Source organism: Bradyrhizobium sp. P5_C11_2, from assembly GCF_054049755.1.
The window spans coordinates 1-17418 of record NZ_JBFULT010000087.1 but is presented as its reverse complement, the minus strand read 5'-3'; the positions used below and the strand labels follow the sequence as shown (position 1 = coordinate 17418).

The window sequence follows — 17418 nt, the reverse complement described above, 5'->3', positions numbered from 1 at the left end:
GTCCCGGTCCGGGACGTCGCGGCGCAAGAGCCCGTGCGCGAGGCGAAGCCCGCCGAAATCGCGCCTCGCGGCCAGCGCGAAGCCAAGGACATCACCTTCGGAGACTGGCAGAAACTGTGCTTCAAGCCGGGAGGCGCGCCGACGCTGTGCCGGACATCGATCACCGGCAAGTTTTCGACCGGCCAGGTCGCCGTGCGCGTGGACCTGATCGAGCGCGACGGCGACCGCTCTGCACGGCTGCAATTGTTCGTCCCGGTCGGCATGTATCTGAGGCAACCGGCCAAGCTGACAGTCGACCAAGGAAGTCCCCAGCTCGTGCCCTACACCTGGTGCCTCACCAACGCCTGCATCGCCGCGGACGTTGCGGATGCCAGGTTCATCACCGAGATGGAATCCGGGAAGGCATTGGTTCTCGAGGTGGTCGATTCCAACCTTCTGGCCGTAACGACGTCATTGCCGCTGGCGCAATTCGCCGCCGTCCATAAGGGTGCGCCGGCAAAAACGCTGGAGCAGGACATTGACGAATGAGACGTGCGATCGGCTTAGACGGCGCGGGTGCAGGCGCGTTCAACCGATTCAATAAACGTATTCGCCGCAAACGGCTTGGTCAGATAGGCAACGCATCCCGATTCGATCGCAGCCGACTGGTCCGCATGGTTGTCGTTGCCGGTGATGTAGATGACCGACACGGTAGCGCCCTCCTTCGCGAGCCTGCGGCGGAGAGCGATGCCGGATTCGCCGTTCAGGTTGATATCCAGAACGATGCAGCAGGCTTCGTCAAAGCGACCATGACTGAGCAGTGCGCTGGCCGATTCGAACGGTATTGCATTGAAGCCGCGCTCTCGAAGCAATCGCTCCATGCTTCGGCGCATGGATGAATCATCGTCCACGACGTAAATGGATTTGCGTGCGGACAAGAGACAGGCCTTCTCATTCTTCGAGAGGAATTGCCGCGGCGTTGCGAGCTGCGCGGCTTCTCACCAGTTCGTCTGCTGGTTCGGCCGGCAGAAACCCGACGATGTAAGCGGCCTTTGCCAGATTCTGTCAGGCTGTCATATTGTCCCTTGGTTCAGGTCACCCAATGGGAACCCAACCACACAGCGTAGACGCCGACAAAGTTCTTACGTCTCGTTGGGATCAAGCAGACCCAGCCGTTCAGCAATCGAAACCAGCTCAGCGAGCGAAGCTACCTGCATCTTCTCCATCACCTGATGGCGATGCGCCTTCACAGTGCGCTCGGTGGTCCCGAGCAGATATGCGACTTGCTTGTTGATCTTGCCCCGCACGATCAGATCGAAAACCTGCCGTTCGCGCGGCGTCAGTGACGTCAGGAGGGCCCGCAGCGAGTCGAGCCTGCTCCGTTGGTCGCGCAAAGTCTCTCGGCGCACCAATGCGCGTTCGATCACGTCGATCAATTGCTCGGACGATACCGGCTTGGTCAGAACATCCTCCGCGCCGGCCTTGATGGCGCGCACCGTCGTCGCCGTATCGGCATGCCCGGTGAGGAACACGATTGGAAGCGTCGAGCCAAGTTCTCCGAGGCGGGCCTGCAGTTCAGGTCCGCTCAGTCCCGGGATCTGCACGTCGAGCAGGATGCACGCCGGCTTGTCCGCATCCGGCAGATCGTCCAGCAATTGCTGTGCCGACGAGTAGGTCACGACCTCATAGCCCGCAAGCTTGAGCCGGCGCCCAACCGCCATCCGAAACGATTCGTCATCGTCCACGACGTAAACGAAACCTGACACTGTCCCCTCTTGAGCCACTCATACAAACACAGACAGATCGCGAAATCGTGACCAAGGCAACCCCGGGGAAGCCAATTGCCGCGCCGCAAGAACGCAATCACAATATACCGAATGACAGATAGCGAACGGCCTGACCGGGCTGTATTCACGGTCGATCGAACTGCCCCGTGACGCGCATCTCATTCCACGCACCAAATTGCCACTTTGTCCTTTGGTACAATGAACCTAGAGACAATGGCTTAAAAGGCCGATTTCATCGTAGACAACCCTTGCGGGAACTGGTCGGCGGCCCTTTCCCCATCGATGAAGTGATATCCGGACGACTATCGTGTCATCGTTGGCTTCGGGGGTTGGCCATGTTCGTACGCAACTCAGTCGATTCGTCTGCGCGTCTCCATTCGCTCCGCGAACTCGGGATGACCAGTGATTCAAATCCGATCATCAGTTTAAACGAATTTACGTACAAAAAAGGCACCGAGATCTACGGCGAGAAAGAGCCGGCGGAGTACGTCTATCAAGTCAAATCGGGCGCCGTGCGGAGCTACAAGCTGCTGTCTGACGGCCGTCGTCAGATTGGCGCGTTTCACCTGGTTGGCGACATCTTCGGGCTCGAGAACGGCAGCGAGCATAGATTCACCACGGAGGCGATCGTCGACACCACCGTACGCCTCGTCAGGCGGCAGAGCCTCGAACTCGTCGCCGAAGGCGATGCCATGGTTGCTCGAAACCTGCTCAGCATGACCACCTGCAACCTTCAGCATGCGGAAGACCACATGCTGCTGCTCGGCCGCAAGACGTCGCTGGAGCGGGTCGCGGCCTTCCTGCTGGAGATGGACAAGCGGCTAACGGCCGCAGGCGTCATGGCGCTGCCGATGTCGCGCCGCGATATCGCGGACTATCTTGGACTGACGCTGGAGACGGTGTCCCGCGCGCTGTCGCGGTTGCATGAGCTCGGCATTCTCGGCTTCATCGGCAACAACCAGCGCCAGATCATACTCCTGGACCGGAATCAGCTCGCTAGCCTCGATCTCCAGGGTTGAACCCCGCCGCCGGGATAGACGCGAGATGTTCGAGCGTCTTGCGCAGCACCTCGAACAGGACGGCGGTCGACCAGCCGAACATCAGGATGCCGTTCATCGCGGTCATCGGCCCCGTCAGCCGCCACCCCTCGACGGGTGTGATATCGCCATAGCCGAGCGTGGTGTAGTTCACGAAGGCGAAATACAGCAGATCGCTGCCCGCGGGCGCCGCGCCGACCACGGCGTAGGCCAGCGCCCAGATGAGAACCTCGACGGTGTGTGCGACCATCAAAATGACAGCAGTCGTGACCATCACGGCCATCAGGTGCGCGCGAGGCCGCGACGTATGCCGCAAACCCGCGGTGCGGGCGATGTCGATCGCCGCAACGGTCGCCAGCGCGTGGACCATGATGTTGATCACGCTGATGAAGGTGCCAAGCAGGAACTGAACCGCCATCGCGTGCCCCGGGCAGCCGCGCGGCTCAAGTCTTCGGCGTAAAGGCCCCGGTCGCCGCCTTCATCGCGGACTCGCCCATGCTCCTGGTCTGATCGGCAAGCAACCGCATCTGCTCCTGGAAGAAATCGGACTGGATCTTGAGGGCGTCCTGCACGTCCCTGGCCTGAACCAGCTTTTCGCCGAGGTCGAACGTCGCGGTGACGTTGCGCTGCATGTAGCCGCAGAACTCCTTGGCCTGGTTGGCAATCGGCAGCGGCGAGGCGCTCAGGCCCTTCTCCAGTTGCTCAAAATAATCCGCATTGGCCTTGCGCAGACGGCCGAGCGTGTCGGCCAGCATCGTGCGAATGCCCTCGGCGGATGGATTGATGTCGGCCATAGCGTCATTCCTCCTGGTTATGCTGCAAGTCCCCCGAACCATGCACCGAAATAGCCGGCGTAGAGCGCGGGCAGCTCGAGATTCATCGAATGCCCGACACCGGGCACAATGACGAGCCGGCAATCCGGCATCGCCTCGGCCATCCTGCGCAGGTCGGCACGCGGAATCCAGCCGTCCCGCTCGCCCCAGAGCACCAGATGCGAATGCCCGATATCGGGCATTCGGCGCTCCAACTCGCGGCTCTCCTTCTCACGCGTGAGATTGACGGGCGTGCCGATCCAGATGCCCTCGGAGACACCAAAGGTCTGGTCGATGATCCGGTCGAACAAGGCCTGGGTCTCCGCCAATCCGTCGCGGAATCGAGGGATCGCATTCGGCGCCATGCTTTCCGGTACGAACAGCGAAGAGGCGGCGGTCGCCATCACCGTCCGCGTCACCTCCTTGCTCGCCATCATCGCCCGAAACACCCCGATCTGATCGACGTTGAAGGACATGCCGAGCGGGGTGACCGGATCGAGCGCAAACACCCGTCCGAACCGGCGCGGCTGCATCAGCAGCATGCGGGCCGCGATGATGCCGCCGGTCGAATGCGTCGCGAGATGGCAGTATCCGATATCCAGCGTATCCAGCGCCGCCAGCATATCCTCGGCATGCTGCTGCATCGTATAGTTGGTGTAGTCGACCGCGGGCTTCGGCCGGTCGCTGTCGCCGCAGCCGCGCCAGTCGATCCCGATGACGCGCAGGCCGGAGGGAAACAACGGGGCGGCAAGCTCGATCCAGTCCTTGCTGGCGAGATTGCCGTGGATGAAGACGACGGTGATGTCGCCCTCGCCCCACTCTCGCCAGCCCAGCTGGACTTCGCCCGCCTGCACCCTCGGCATGAAACGGTCCTACTTGTTCAGCCCGGCGGTGGGCGCCGCACCCGCCGGCGTCGGTGCCACCGGCAGGGCCGACACCACCGAGCCCTTGATCATGCGGTCGGTCCCGAGCGGCGACGAGGTGTCGACGCTTCCCTTGGTCACGAAATCGACGACGTCGACCGGGTATTCGACCGGGTTGTCGGTGTGGATGAAGTGCCCGGTCTCCGGGTAGATCTTGAGGATCGGCCGGTTGCCCGCATTGGTCATGCGCGTCATGAACGGCGTGATGGCGTCGCGGCCGAGATCGGTCAGCCCGTTGAACGCGGGCGTCGGGATGAACGGTTCCTTGTCACCGAACGCGAGGAAGATCGGCGCCTTGATCTGCGTGAGCCGCTCGTACAGGTTCTTCGGATCATCCTGCTGCAGCTCCGCCCCGATCGTATAGATGTCGTAGATGAAGATGTTGCACCACTGCTCGAGCTCTTTCGGATTGCCCTTGGTCAGCCCGACGCGCTGCTCGGTGTGGAGGCGGGCATATTCGCTGTCGCTGAAGAAATAGCCGCTCTTCGCCGCAGAGACAGCGCCCGTCTCCGGGTCGCGCTTCTTGAAATAGAAGAAGTCACGGATGTTTTGCTCGTCGCGTGCCTTCTCCGCGGCCAGGATCCCGGTCTGGTCCCAGGTCTGCCGCCACTTGTCGAAGTCGTGGTCGAAGGCCGGGTCGAACAGCGGCGCCTTCTTGCCCTTGGCGATGGTGATGTCGCGCGGGTATTCCTCGAGACCCGACGGCGCCTCCAGCGCTAGCCCCTGCACCGCATCCGGCCAGGTCAAGGCGTAACCCATCACGAACTGGCCGCCGAGCGAATGGCCGAGATAATAGGCCTTCTTGACGCCGAGCTGGTTGACCACGAGGTCGTAGACCACCTCGCGCATGTCCTGCATGGTACGCGCCGGGCTCTTGTCGAGATTGCCGGGCCCGGACATGCCGTAATGCGGCAGGTCGGGCACGATCACGCGCAGGCCGCTGCGCAGCGCATATTGCATGATGTTGCCGTAATGGCCGCCGAAGGCGCCCTTGCCATGGATGATGACGAGGACCTTCGGATCCTTGTCGGTGCCGGCATATTCGTCCATGTAGCCGATCTGCCAGGCGTTACCGCTCTTGTCCTTGGCGTTGGCGTATTTGACCGGGTAGGGATAGGTGACGAACTCCTTCCAGAACGACTTTTTCGGATCGATGTTCTCGGCCACGCCGGGCACGCGATAGTTCTTGTCGACGAATTTCTGCGCACGGTCGAGGCTTGCCACATCGTCCATGAAGGCGACGAACTTCGGATCGTTCTTGCGCTGGTTGATGATCGGGAACACGCCGTAATGGGCGACCGGGCTCTCCTGCGCGATCAGATCCGCGCCCGGCACGCGATCGACGGCCTTCTGGGCGAGCTTGAAGTTCAGCCAGAGATCGTTGGTGATGTGCATCACCAGCGTGCGGGCCTGGATGCGGCCGAGATAGGGATTGATGTTGTGGGTCTCGCCGACGCGGTTGCGCCAGACGAGATCGACGGCGTCGTAGAGCTTGGCACGGTTGATGACGTTCAGCCCGGCCTTCTCGTTCGGCGGATCCCAGTAGAAGATCTCGGGCTGGACTGCGGTCCAGTTCTGGGTCGTGCGAAAGGCAAAGTCGTAGCCCGTCATGCCCAGGATCGACCAGCCGAACGCGACGCCCGGCACCGGATGCTTCTCTTTGGGCAGCTTATAATAGTCGCCGTTGGACGCCTGCCAGACGGGATCGGATTCGATCGCGGCCGTCATCATCTGGAAGGTCCAGTTGCCGACGGGATCCTCGCCGTCCGACTGCGTGGTGCCGCCGATCGGCATCAGCGCGTTGATGTATTCCGGATGCATCACGCCCCAGACATAGGTCTGGGTACCGCCCATCGACACGCCCGACACAAGGGCAACGCGCGCGACCTTCAGCCCGTCGCGCAGCAGCCGGTAGTTGGCCTGGACCATGTCATAGTAGCTGTACTGCGGAAACTTGATGCCGAGTCCGTCGGACGGCTTGCTGGCGCCCCAGGTCCCGAGCGGATCGACCATGATGACGTAGTAACGATCGGTATCGATCGGCCGGCCCGGGCCAATGATGGGCACGGTGCCCGACAAGGCGGCGCCCTTGACCCACTGCTCATACATGTCGGTGGAATCGCCGGAATAATACGAGTTGATGACGATGGCATTGGTGATCTCGCCGGCGGCGTTGCGCCGCGGCGTGCCCACCGCGATATAGGCCGTGCGCAGCTTGCCGGCACCGAGAGATTCCAGCGTCACGCCGCCCTCGCCGCCGTTCTCCCATTTGGAGGGATCGGAGAGATCGTACTTTCCGCCAAGCCGGAAATTCGCGATCTCGTAGGTCTTCTTCAGCCCGTCGTGCTGTATCTGCGACGAACGGCGCGTGAACGGCTGCGMCACCGCGAGCGAGGTCCCGATCAACAGCAACAGCAGGCTGACGAGATATCGCCGCATGGCTTGTCTTCCGATCATGGCGAATTCCTCCGGCAGGATCTTGATTTTGCCGGACGCTAGGAGCGGTGGCGGTGCGCTCCTTGATCTACCGCAAGGGAATCCGCGGCGCTCGCGCGAGACTTTCGGCAGCGAATGTCATGCCGGGTCGCCGCGATGCCCTTCCTCACCCACGGCCCCTACCGGATCCGGTATGAGCTCAACGGTCCCGCCACGGCGCCGGCCTACGTGCTGGTCAACGGACTGACCCAATATTCCGAATTGTGGGCCGCCTATCGCGACGCGCTCATCGCGCGAGGGTTTCGCGTCGCGACATTCGATCTGCTCGGCCAAGGCGCGTCCGACAAGCCCGCGCTTTTCATCAATCAGGACGACCATGTCCTGGCGCTGCGTCGCCTGATCGACGCGCTCGGCGACGGCCCGGTCTTCCTCGGCGGAATCAGCTTCGGCGGCCTGATCGCGCTGCGCTATGCCGTCGAGCATGGCGAGCGCCTCTCAGGGCTGGTGCCGATGAGCTGCTTTGCCGAGCTTTCGCCTCAACTTCTACTGATCGGCAACGCCCTGCGCACCGGGCTGATCCTGGGCGGCACCGGCTATCTCCAGGATCTGCTGCTGCCTATGAACCTGTCTGATGAATGGCTGAAGCCGCTCCTGGACAAGCTCGGCAGCGTCAAGCGGCAGGGCTGGCTGGTCAACGACGTCTATGCGCTTCAGAACCTGATGGAATCATTCCTCGACTTCCAGCCGCTGACGCCGCGGCTCTCGTCGATCGCGGTTCCGACGATGATCCTGAACGGCGAGTTCGACTTCCTGACGCCGCGCGCCCTGCACGAGACCTTGCGGGTCGAAATCCCCGACAGCACGCTCGTGATCATTCCGCGGTCCTATCACGCCTTTACGCTGGAGAAGGGCGCGCTGACGGCCGACCTGCTCGCGCGCTTCGCGGAGGACGTGCTGGCCGGACGCTGGCATGGCAACAAGACGGTCTGGATTGCACCGGAAGATCCTGGCGGCGAGCTCACTCCGTTTCCAGCCGGCTACGATCATCTGCGCGCCATTCCTGTGCCGGGGACGGCGACATGAGCGGATTTTTCGGGCCGCTCGATTCCGAAGGTCGGGTGCCGCCGCACCAGCAGACGCGCGTCGCCGCATTCCTGATCTCGGCCCATGGCGCCCTGGCACGACAGTTCGCCCTCACCCTTCCCCTCAAGCTCGAAGCCGCCTGGCAGACCGAATTGAATGCGCAGTTCTACCGTGAGAGCGAGATCGTCTCGCTTCTGATGCGCGCGACCGCGTGGGTGCCCGACCTTGCCCTGTGTTACGTGGCCGCATCCTGGGAGACCGCCTGGTTTCCGACGCCGACCGAAGGCATACCCGATCGCTCTCTTGGGCAAGCGGTCCACCTCGCCACGCTCGCGCATGCCGTTCACGCCGGGATCCGGCCGGCGGCCCTGCTGCCGATCGAGGCGAACGCGGACGATCCCTTCGTCATGGCACTGCGCCGCATCGAATTCGAAAGCGGCCGGCTGTTGCAGGCCCAGATCCTGTTTCTGAAAGGGCCCGACCTGACGCCCTTCCGCGACGCCGTCAGCGCGGCCCTCGAACGACGCCACGCCGAGGTCCGCAAACTCTGGAACGACGCGCTCGAAAGCGTGGGAATCGCCGTCGACGAATGATGCGGAGCCTTGACGCAGATCAAGGCAACGTGGCCGCCGCCCGCCAACGTTCGTTGACCGCACCCTCTGCGCGCGCCGACCGGAGTTCTCGTCATGAAGGCCGTTTCCGTCGAAGAAGCCGTCGCAATGATCCCGGCCGGCGCGAGCATCATGGTCGGCGGGTTCATGGGTGTCGGAACGCCGGAACGCCTGCTCGACGAAATGGTGCGGCAGAGGAAGACGGGCCTGTCATTGATCTGCAACGACGCGGCGGTCCCCGGCAAGGGCGTCGGCAAGCTGTTCGACGCCGCGCTGGTCTCACGGTTGACCGCAACGCATATCGGCCTCAATCCGAAGGCGCAGCAGCAGATGCTGGCCAACACGATCGCCGTCGATCTGATTCCCCAGGGCACATTCGTCGAGCGCATTCGCGCCGGTGGATGCGGCCTGGGCGGCGTCCTGACGCCGACCGGCGTCGGCACGTTGGTCGCGGAAGGCAAGCGCCAGATCGAGGTCGACGGCAAGCCATACCTGCTGGAAACGGCGTTGCATGCGCAGTTCGCGCTGGTGCACGCCTTTCTGGCCGACCACCTCGGCAACCTCGCCTACGCCCTGACGTCCCGCAACTTCAACCCAGTCATGGCGATGGCCGCCGATACCGTGATCGTCACGGCGGAGAACATCGTGCCAGTCGGCGTGATCGCGCCGGACCATGTCGTGACGCCCGCACCACTCGTCGACTACCTCATCACGAACGGGTGACGTCATGGACCCGCAGACCATTATCGCCCGGCGCGTCGCCAAGGAGCTCAGAAACGGCGACCTCGTCAATCTCGGCATCGGCATTCCGACGCTGGTCGCGAACTACGTTCCGAGCGGCCTGAAGGTGTTCTTCCAATCGGAAAACGGGCTGATCGGTACCGGACCGATTCCCGAGCAAGGCATGGCGCATCCGACACTGACCGACGCCGGCGGACGCCCGATCAGCGCGCTGCCCGGCGCTTCGACCTTCGACAGCGCGATGTCGTTCGGACTGATCCGCGGCGGCCATGTCGATGTCACCGTGCTCGGCGGCCTTCAGGTCGACGCGCACGGCCACCTCGCCAACTGGATGATCCCCGGCAAGATGGTGCCCGGCATGGGCGGCGCGATGGATCTCGTCACCGGCGCCAAGCGGGTCATTGTCGCCATGCAGCATGCGGCAAAGGGCAAGTCGAAGATCGTCGCGAAATGCTCGTTGCCGCTCMCCTCGGTGCGGCCCGTGAACCTTGTGGTCACCGACATGGCGGTGATCGGCTTCTCCGGCGGCAAGGCGACGCTGCTTGAGACCGCGCCGGGCGTCACTATCGGCGAAGTCATGGCGGTGACGGAGGCCGACCTCGTCCTGCTCGACGACACCCCGGAAATGATGATTTGACGAGGTGCGGACATGCGGATATTCGGCGATTTCAACGAGATCAAATCCGCGGTCGGCACCGAGATCGGCGCCAGCGACTGGATCGAGGTCACGCAGGATCGGATCAACAGGTTTGCGGAAGCGACCTGCGACGAGCAATGGATCCATGTCGACCAGGAGCGCGCCAGCAGGGAATTGCCCGGCGGCACCACTATCGCCCATGGCCTGCTGTCACTGGCGCTGGCGCCGATGTTCATCCGCTCGGTGATGGGCTTGACCGGTCTGCGCAACACCCTGAACTACGGCGCCGACCGGATCAGGTACCTGTCGCCCGTGCCGGCGGGTTCAAAGCTGCGCGGCCGCGTGACCGTCGCCGAAGCCGAGGACGTGCCGCCCGACGGCCTGCGCGTGAACTATCATCTCGTGATCGAGATCGAAGGCGGAAAACGCCCGGCCTGCGTCGCCGAACTGATCGCCCTGCACTATCGCTGAACGGCGCGCCGGTCTCCTTCAATCGATGATGTGGTAGCCGCCGTCGATGTAGAGAACGCTGCCCGTGATCAGCTTGGCACCGTCGAGGGCCAGGAATGCCGTGGCGTTGCCGACGTCGTCGATGCTGACGAGGCTGCGCGCCGGCGCCTTGGATTGCGCCTTGTCCATCAGCTCGTCGAATTCCGGGATGCCCGACGCGGCGCGCGTGGCGAGCGGCCCGGGCGAGATCGCGTGCACGCGGATGCCTTTCGGGCCCAGTTCCGCGGCCATGTAGCGGACGGACGCTTCGAGCGCCGCTTTCGCCACACCCATCACGTTGTAGTTCTCGACCACCATCTGGCTGCCGTAATAGGTCATGGTGAACATCGTGCCGCCGCTCTTCATGAGCGGCTCGGCCAAATGCGCCATGCGCATGAACGACCAGCATGAGACCTCCATCGTCTTCAGGAAGCCGTCGCGGCCGACATCCACCACGCGTCCGTGCAAGGCTTCCTTGGGCGAAAAAGCGATCGAGTGCAGCAGGAAATCGAGCCGCCCCCAGTCCTTCTCGATCCGGGCGAACACCTCCTCGGTCTGCCCCTCGACCATCACGTCCAGCGGCATGAAGATCGGCGCCTCCAGCGCCTGCGCAAGCGGCTCGACATGCTTCCTGGCGCGATCATTGAGGTAGGTCACCGCGATATCCGCTCCGAGCGCGCGAAACGCCCTGGCACATCCCCATGCGATCGATTGATCGTTGGCGATGCCGACGACGAGGCCCTTCTTGCCCTTGAGGGCAACCTTGGTTTCCGGAAATGCGGGAATCATGACGCTCTCTCATGTCTGGGGGTGGACGATGGCGCGCTCATCAGCAACGTCAGCGTATGTTGTGCGATCATCAGCTCTTCGTCGGTCGGCACGACGTAGACGGGAATGAGGCTGTGCGAGTGCGATATCAGCCGCGAATGACGGGCGTTCTCGCCCTGATCGAGACCGACGCCCAGCCATCCGAGTTGATCGCAGACGCGCGCGCGGATGCCGGCGGAGTTCTCGCCGATGCCGGCCGTGAAGACAAAGGCATCCAGGCCCTGCAAGGCGGCCGCGAGCATGCCGGCGTTGAGGCCGATGCGATAGACGAAATAGTCGATCGCCAGCTTGGCGTTGAGGCTGTCGCTGGCTTCGAGCTCCCGCATGTCGTTGCTGACGCCGGATAGTCCCTTCAGGCCGCAATCGCGATAGAGGAAATTCTGGACATTGGACGCGGACATTCCCTTTTCGGAGATGAGGTAGAGCACGACACCCGGGTCGATCTGACCCGGGCGTGTTCCCATCGGGAGCCCGTCGAGGGCGGTGAAGCCCATGGTGCTCTCGACGCTCCGTCCCCCGTTCAGCCCACACATCGAGGCGCCGCTCCCGAGATGCGCCACGATCACCCGGCCCATCGCAATCTTCGGCGCGATCATCGGCAAGGTCTTCGCAATGTATTCGTAGGAGAGACCGTGAAACCCGTAGCGTCGCACACCCTCGGCATGAAGCTGATGCGGAATCGCATAATGGTCGGCGACCGCGCTATGCGTGCGATGAAATGCGGTATCGAAGCAGGCGACCTGCGGAAGGGCCGGGAAATTGGCAAGGATCGATCGGATCGGAGCCAGATTGTGCGGCTGATGCAGCGGCGCCAGCGCGATGAACCGTTCCAGGCGCGTCACGACAGCATGGTCGATCCGCACGGGCCGGTCGTAATCCGGTCCGCCGTGAACGACGCGGTGGCCGACGGCGATCGGATGGATGCGAAGCTCGTCCCGCAGCCAGGTCCCGGCGATGTCCATCGCGGCCGGAACGTCCGGCACCGCCTCGATCGGATAGGCGCGATCGGCAAGCGGATCGCCGCCGGTTCCGCTTGCCCGCAAGCGCGGACGGCTGCCGATGCCGTCCATCTGTCCCTTGAGCTGCCGTCGCAGCGTTCCTTCGCCCTCGATCGAATAGATCTGGAACTTGACGCTGGAGGAGCCTGCATTGACGACAAGGATGGTGTCCATGGCGCTCACGCGGCGATCGTTGGAGCATGCTGGCGCCGCGCGTGGGCATAGAGCGCGGCCACCGCGCAGGAGGCCATCCTCGCGCGCGCCGAATCCGCGCGCGACGTCAGGACGACGGGCACCCGGGCTCCGAGCACGATGCCGGCGCCGTCCGCCTTGGCGAAATAGGCCAGGTTCTTCGCCAGCATGTTGCCGGACTCAAGGTCGGGAACGACCAGGATCTGCGCCCGGCCGGCGACTTCGGACTTGATCCCCTTGATCCGCGCCGCCTCCATATCGATGGCGTTGTCGAACGCCAGCGGTCCGTCGAGCAGCCCCCCGGTGATCTGGCCGCGATCGGCCATCTTGCAGAGTGCCGCGGCCTCGATCGTGGACGGAATCTTCGAGGTCACCGTTTCAACGGCTGACAGGATGGCCACGCGCGGCGATTTGCCGAAGCCGGCTTCCACGTACAGATCGATCGCGTTCTGGATGATGTCCCGTTTGGCGTCGAGGTCGGGAAAGATGTTGATGGCCGCATCCGTCACAAAGATGGTTTCGGCGTAGGCCGGAACGTCCATCACGAAAACATGGCTGATGCGACGGCCGGTGCGCAGGCCGCCCACCTTGGCGGTGACGGCGCGCATCAGCTCGTCGGTGTGCAGGCTGCCCTTCATCAGCAGTTCGCCCTTGCCGGCATGGACCAGCTCGACGCCCCGGGCCGCAGATTCGTCGCTGTGCGCGGCATCGACGATCTCGAAGGCGGCAACATCGAGATCGTGCCTTGCGGCGGTATCCCGGATCTTCCTGTCGGGCCCGACCAGGATCGGCCGGATGATGCCGGCCTGTGCACTTTCGACGGCGCCACGCAACGACGTCTCATCGCAGGGATGCACGACGACGGTCGGGGCCGGCGGCACCGCCCTCGCGGCCGCGATCAAGCGGTCGTATTTGCTCGGAGACTGTGTCTGGGCCGCGTCGGCTGACATGAGACCGCTCCTTCCTGCCAATGTTACGACGCCTTCGCCTTGGGATCGAAAGGGGCGACGTTCGACGCCCTCCCCGAGGTATCGCCGACATCGAGACCGAACAGCGTCGCGACCCGCTGCAAGCGGTTCGCGCGCTCGCCCGTGATCTCCTCGCTGGCCGACAGGACCTCACTCATCGCCGCGAAGGCCGCGCGGCGACGGTCGACGTCATCGGGCAACAACTTCGGAATGGCGGCCAACGCTGCCTCCCGATCAAGCAGCAGCATGAAGAATTGCTCGCGTACCAGCATCTTGAACTCGGGTAACGTCAGTCGTGCCTCGCTGTAGTCCCGACGAACCTGACGCAGCGCCTCGATGCTTCGCTCGTCCACCATTCCCCTCGCCGACCCGACGTAGAGCAGGGCACGAATGGCCGCTTCTCGAAGTCCGCCTTCGCCGATCCTGGATTTGAGCTCGGCGATCCGCTTGTCGAGCATGGCACGATGTTCGGCCGGCATCTCTCGCGCGCGCGACGGTTCGGCCTTCGGATCTATGCCGACCGCCGCCTGGAGCACCGGTGAGCCATAGACGTTGAGGAAGATCGCCTCGCTCAGCGCCTCCTGCGAATCGCGCCAGCTGTCCAGGGCATGAACGATCTGCTTGGAAAACTGCTCCTGAAACGCCAGGAAGGGATTGTCCTTCGAAACCGGCCTGCGGTTCTCTTCCACCCCTTCCGCCGCCGACTTCACCGCGGTCATCCACGGATTCTGGCTGCTGAATGCCTCATACTGCGTCCGCAGCGGATGCAGATGGCGCATCAACTCCGCCGTCTGCGGCGCGACCATGCCCTTGATCCAGGGGTGGACGAACTTCTGATAGGTGGCGAGATTGAGTTCCGAGACGCGCTTGGCGGCGGCGAAGCGCCGCTGGTCCTCGGGCGAATTGCCGCCCATGGCGCGGATGTCGTCGAGCGCCCGCGCCTCGCAGCGCATCACCCACTGGCCGACGGCGAGATCCGCATTGGTGGTCTCGGCCCCCTTGGCTTCGAAGGTCGCCTCGTACAGGCCGGGCGGCAGCACGTCGATCAGATCGATGTTGCTGGAAAACTCCGCGTGCTCCTTCTTGGCGACGCCGCCGGAGACAAAGATGCCGAGATGGCCGATGCTTTCGTGAACGGTGTAGACGATCGTCTGCCCATAGGCCCTGATATCGTCGACGTCGGCGTAGCAATCGAGGATCCAGCCCAGCGCCTGCTGTGGCGGCGTGATGTTGTCGCCCTTCGAGCAAAACACCACGATTGGGGACCTGATGTTGCGCAGGTCCACACTCGCGCCATCCGACATCCTGATATTGCCCGCGGCGAGGTTGTTGCCGACGAAGAGCTCGTCGACGATGAACTGGATCTCCTCGGCGTTGAGATTGACGTGTCCGCCCCACCAGCGCTCGAACTCGAGATAGCGCTCGGCCTCGGTGTCGACCTTGGAATAGACGTTATACTGCTTGGTCCAGAGCGTGTTCGAAGGATTCTGGCTCTCGAAGTTCTGCACCAGCCAGGCACCATCGAACTTGCCGGCGCCGAGATCGCTGACGAGCGCCGTCAGCCAGCTTCCGCCCAACAGGCCGCCCGAATAGCGCATCGGGTATTTGCCGTGCACGCCCTCCCAATAGGCGAGCGGCGCACCGGCGATGATCAGCGGTCCGAACAGCTCAGGCCGCAGTGACGCTAGGATCATGACGGCCCAGCCGGCCTGACAATTGCCGATCACGCAGGGCTTGCCGTCTGCTTCCGGATGGCGGCTGATCACCGTCTCGATGAACAGCGCCTCGGCGTGCGCGATGCGCTCGATGGTTTGTCCCGGCATGGGTTCCGGCAGGAAGCCGATGAAGTAACAGGGGTGACCCGCCTTCATCGCGACGCCGATCTCGCTGTCGGCCTTGAATCCGCCGATGCCGGGACCATGTCCGGCGCGCGGATCGATCACCACGAACGGGCGTCGTGCTGGATCGATCTCGACATCCTTGGGCGGGATGATGCGGACCAGCGCGTAATTGACCGGCTCATCGAGCTTTCGCCCGTCGATGATCAGCTCGGCGGCATATTGCAGGACGTGCGGCGCGGTCTGGGCGACGTGCTCCCGATACTGGTCGCCGCGCCGTCGCATGACGTCGAGAAACAGGATGCTTCGTTGTCCGGCATCGACCATGTATTCGACTGCCGAAGCGACAAGTCCGGACATCGGACCACCGGGTAACGCGGGCATTTCCATGGACATGGTCCGACCTCATCGTCGTATCGATTCATTCAACGGCCGTCGCACCCGCCAGCGTTGACATAGGTCAACGCTCGACCGCCAGCTGCGGCGGCGGAACACGTTCGGTACGGATCCAGGCGACCGTCAGCTCCCAGGCCACCGACAGAATGATCGGTCCAATGAACAGGCCGATGATGCCATGGACGAGGGTTCCGCCGATCACCCCGATCAGGATGACGAGTGCGGGCGTGGTCAGGCCGCGCCCCATCACCAGCGGTTTCAGGATGTTATCGAGCACCGATACGAACACGAGAAATACCGTCAGCAGAAGTGCGATCGGAAATTCCTTGTCGGTCCATATCCAGATGATGACGGGCAGGATGACGATCGTCCCGCCGATCTGCACGATCGACAGCAACAGCACCACGAACGCCAGCAGTCCCGCGCCGCCGATGCCGGCCAGCTTGAACCCGATACCGGCCAGCAGGGATTGGACGATCGCGACGCCGATCACACCCTGGGCAACCGCACGGATGGTGGCACCGGCGAGGTCGAGAAAGTGTTCGCTCTGGTCCGGCACGATCCGTGACAGAAAATCGCGACCCGCAGCCACAAGCTGCGGGCCATACGGAAACAGGACGCCGGCCACGACCACGGACAGCAGGAATTTCACCGTTCCCACACCGGCATTGCCGGCAAATCCGAGCAAAGTCGTCGCGAAGGGCTTGAGATACGGCACGACCTCGCGCAAAAGCGAGCGAAGATTGGTCGAGGCCTGATCCCAGAGATCGAACAGCTGAGGCCCGACGAGAGGCCAATCCTTGATCGATCGAGGTGGCAAGGGAACCAGCACCTCGCCCGCTGTCATTTGCTCGGCAAGATCCCTGATCCCATCGACTGCACCCATGCCGAGCCAGGTCGCGGGTCCGATGACAATGGCGAGACTGATGAGGGTGAGGATCGCTGCCGCAAGCTTCAGCCGGCCGCCAAGGATTTTGGCAAGGCGCTGAAATACCGGATTGAGCGCGACGGCGAGCACGACGCTCCAGGCCAGGATCGGCACAAACGGACGGATCAGGAGCAGTGTCCAGACGATCAGGACCGCGAGCAAACCCAGCCGGATCACAAGCTGGATGATCTCGTCTCCGGAGATGATCTGGCGGACTGTTCTCACGGACGCGCCTTCAGCCATGCCCACGTATGTTGCAGGCAAGCCTAGTCACCGCTCTCGCGCGGCGATCTTGATCCAGATCAAGCGAGCGCCGCGGTCGGCAGCTGTTATGGCTGCGGTCCCGACAGGTTCATCTCACGCTCGGCCCGAAATACGTTGCCATAAAGACTTGCGATCCACTGGCGGCCGCGCGACGTCACGTTGAGATAACGTATCGCCGTCTGGATTTGCGGAGCGACATTGGTCCAGTAGAACTGCGGATATTTGTAGACGATGTCCGCCGGCGTCGCGTAGCCCAGCGTCTTGTTGAGCCCGATCTCCTCGAATTCGTGAAACAGCGCATTCGACTTTCTCAGATAGTTGGGATCGCCGAGCTGGCCGATCRGATCGGCGGCCCGCAGCAGCAATCCCTCCTCCTCGATCAGGCTGTCATTCGAGGACATCGTGTAGGGAAACCTTGTATATTCGATGGCACGGGCCACCCGGTCCGCATCCAGTTCTTCAACGGAATCC

18 protein-coding genes and 1 pseudogene are annotated in these 17418 nt (G+C 63.2%); 7 read left to right on the top strand and 12 right to left on the bottom strand.

The genetic code is table 11. The features are described 5' to 3' along the window. On the top strand, positions 1–528 hold a 528-nt coding region (locus ACXJL8_RS11840), incomplete at its 5' end, for an invasion associated locus B family protein (RefSeq protein WP_456685020.1). 14 nt (positions 529–542) lie between these two features. Here ACXJL8_RS11840 and ACXJL8_RS11835 read toward each other — a convergent pair. Together ACXJL8_RS11835 and ACXJL8_RS11830 are read right to left on the bottom strand one after the other, a co-directional pair. Beyond that, positions 543–917, bottom strand: coding sequence for a response regulator transcription factor (locus tag ACXJL8_RS11835; protein ID WP_456619969.1), 375 nt, complete (start codon positions 915–917; stop codon positions 543–545). 204 nt (positions 918–1121) lie between these two features. Continuing rightward, the gene (locus ACXJL8_RS11830) at positions 1122–1745 is read right to left on the bottom strand and encodes a response regulator transcription factor (RefSeq protein WP_456620090.1); all 624 of its coding nucleotides are present in this window, start codon (positions 1743–1745) and stop codon (positions 1122–1124) included. Positions 1746–2101: 356 nt separating this feature from the next. Between ACXJL8_RS11830 and ACXJL8_RS11825 the strand changes: the two genes are divergently transcribed. Continuing rightward, positions 2102–2785: a helix-turn-helix domain-containing protein gene (locus ACXJL8_RS11825; RefSeq protein WP_456619968.1), complete on the top strand. Its 684-nt coding sequence runs from the start codon at positions 2102–2104 to the stop codon at positions 2783–2785. Here the strand turns inward: ACXJL8_RS11825 and ACXJL8_RS11820 are convergent. From ACXJL8_RS11820 to ACXJL8_RS11805, 4 genes are read right to left on the bottom strand one after another with little or no spacing between them, the layout of a single operon-like run. Beyond that, positions 2763–3221, bottom strand: a complete 459-nt coding sequence (locus tag ACXJL8_RS11820; RefSeq protein ID WP_456619967.1) for a potassium channel family protein — start codon at positions 3219–3221, stop codon at positions 2763–2765. The two genes, ACXJL8_RS11825 and ACXJL8_RS11820, sit on opposite strands and share 23 nt — an antisense overlap. Before the next feature lie 25 nt (positions 3222–3246). Continuing rightward, complete coding sequence (locus ACXJL8_RS11815; RefSeq protein ID WP_456619966.1) at positions 3247–3597, bottom strand: phasin; 351 nt, start codon at positions 3595–3597, stop codon at positions 3247–3249. A gap of 17 nt (positions 3598–3614) precedes the next feature. Continuing rightward, positions 3615–4478 (bottom strand): alpha/beta fold hydrolase, encoded by an 864-nt coding sequence (locus tag ACXJL8_RS11810; RefSeq protein ID WP_456619965.1) that lies wholly within the window; start codon positions 4476–4478, stop codon positions 3615–3617. 9 nt (positions 4479–4487) lie between these two features. Continuing rightward, the gene (locus ACXJL8_RS11805; RefSeq protein ID WP_456685019.1) at positions 4488–6995 is read right to left on the bottom strand and encodes an alpha/beta hydrolase; all 2508 of its coding nucleotides are present in this window, start codon (positions 6993–6995) and stop codon (positions 4488–4490) included. 114 nt (positions 6996–7109) lie between these two features. Here ACXJL8_RS11805 and ACXJL8_RS11800 point away from each other — a divergent pair, with 114 nt between their 5' ends. The 5 genes from ACXJL8_RS11800 to ACXJL8_RS11780 all read left to right on the top strand — a co-directional run bounded on the left by ACXJL8_RS11800 (position 7110) and on the right by ACXJL8_RS11780 (position 10517). Beyond that, positions 7110–8057, top strand: a complete 948-nt coding sequence (locus ACXJL8_RS11800; RefSeq protein WP_456685018.1) for an alpha/beta fold hydrolase — start codon at positions 7110–7112, stop codon at positions 8055–8057. Next, a complete protein-coding gene (locus tag ACXJL8_RS11795; RefSeq protein WP_456619962.1) occupies positions 8054–8650 on the top strand; it encodes a hypothetical protein in 597 nt (198 codons plus the stop codon). The genes ACXJL8_RS11800 and ACXJL8_RS11795 overlap by 4 nt, the downstream gene beginning before the upstream one ends. 93 nt (positions 8651–8743) lie before the next feature. Further along, positions 8744–9391, top strand: coding sequence for a CoA transferase subunit A (locus tag ACXJL8_RS11790; protein ID WP_456619961.1), 648 nt, complete (start codon positions 8744–8746; stop codon positions 9389–9391). Positions 9392–9395: 4 nt separating this feature from the next. Next, the gene (locus ACXJL8_RS11785; protein ID WP_456685017.1) at positions 9396–10046 is read left to right on the top strand and encodes a 3-oxoacid CoA-transferase subunit B; all 651 of its coding nucleotides are present in this window, start codon (positions 9396–9398) and stop codon (positions 10044–10046) included. 12 nt (positions 10047–10058) lie between these two features. Further along, entirely contained in the window at positions 10059–10517 is a 459-nt protein-coding gene (locus ACXJL8_RS11780; protein ID WP_456619959.1) for a MaoC family dehydratase, read from the top strand. 18 nt (positions 10518–10535) lie between these two features. Here the strand turns inward: ACXJL8_RS11780 and fabI are convergent, their stop codons facing one another. The 6 genes and pseudogenes from fabI to ACXJL8_RS11750 all read right to left on the bottom strand — a co-directional run. Next, positions 10536–11324 (bottom strand): enoyl-ACP reductase FabI, encoded by a 789-nt coding sequence (gene fabI, locus ACXJL8_RS11775; RefSeq protein ID WP_456619958.1) that lies wholly within the window; start codon positions 11322–11324, stop codon positions 10536–10538. After that, positions 11321–12535 carry an acetate/propionate family kinase gene (locus ACXJL8_RS11770; protein WP_456619957.1) on the bottom strand — a complete coding sequence of 405 codons (1215 nt, stop codon included), beginning with the start codon at positions 12533–12535 and terminating at the stop codon, positions 11321–11323. The genes fabI and ACXJL8_RS11770 overlap by 4 nt, the downstream gene beginning before the upstream one ends. Positions 12536–12540: 5 nt before the next feature. Beyond that, positions 12541–13503, bottom strand: coding sequence for a phosphate acetyltransferase (locus ACXJL8_RS11765; protein WP_456619956.1), 963 nt, complete (start codon positions 13501–13503; stop codon positions 12541–12543). 23 nt (positions 13504–13526) lie between these two features. After that, the gene (locus ACXJL8_RS11760; RefSeq protein WP_456619955.1) at positions 13527–15755 is read right to left on the bottom strand and encodes a DUF3141 domain-containing protein; all 2229 of its coding nucleotides are present in this window, start codon (positions 15753–15755) and stop codon (positions 13527–13529) included. Between the two features lie 64 nt (positions 15756–15819). Beyond that, the gene (locus tag ACXJL8_RS11755) at positions 15820–16926 is read right to left on the bottom strand and encodes an AI-2E family transporter (protein WP_456619954.1); all 1107 of its coding nucleotides are present in this window, start codon (positions 16924–16926) and stop codon (positions 15820–15822) included. A gap of 86 nt (positions 16927–17012) precedes the next feature. Continuing rightward, positions 17013–17418, bottom strand: a pseudogene (locus ACXJL8_RS11750) (metal-dependent phosphohydrolase); the annotation flags it as partial.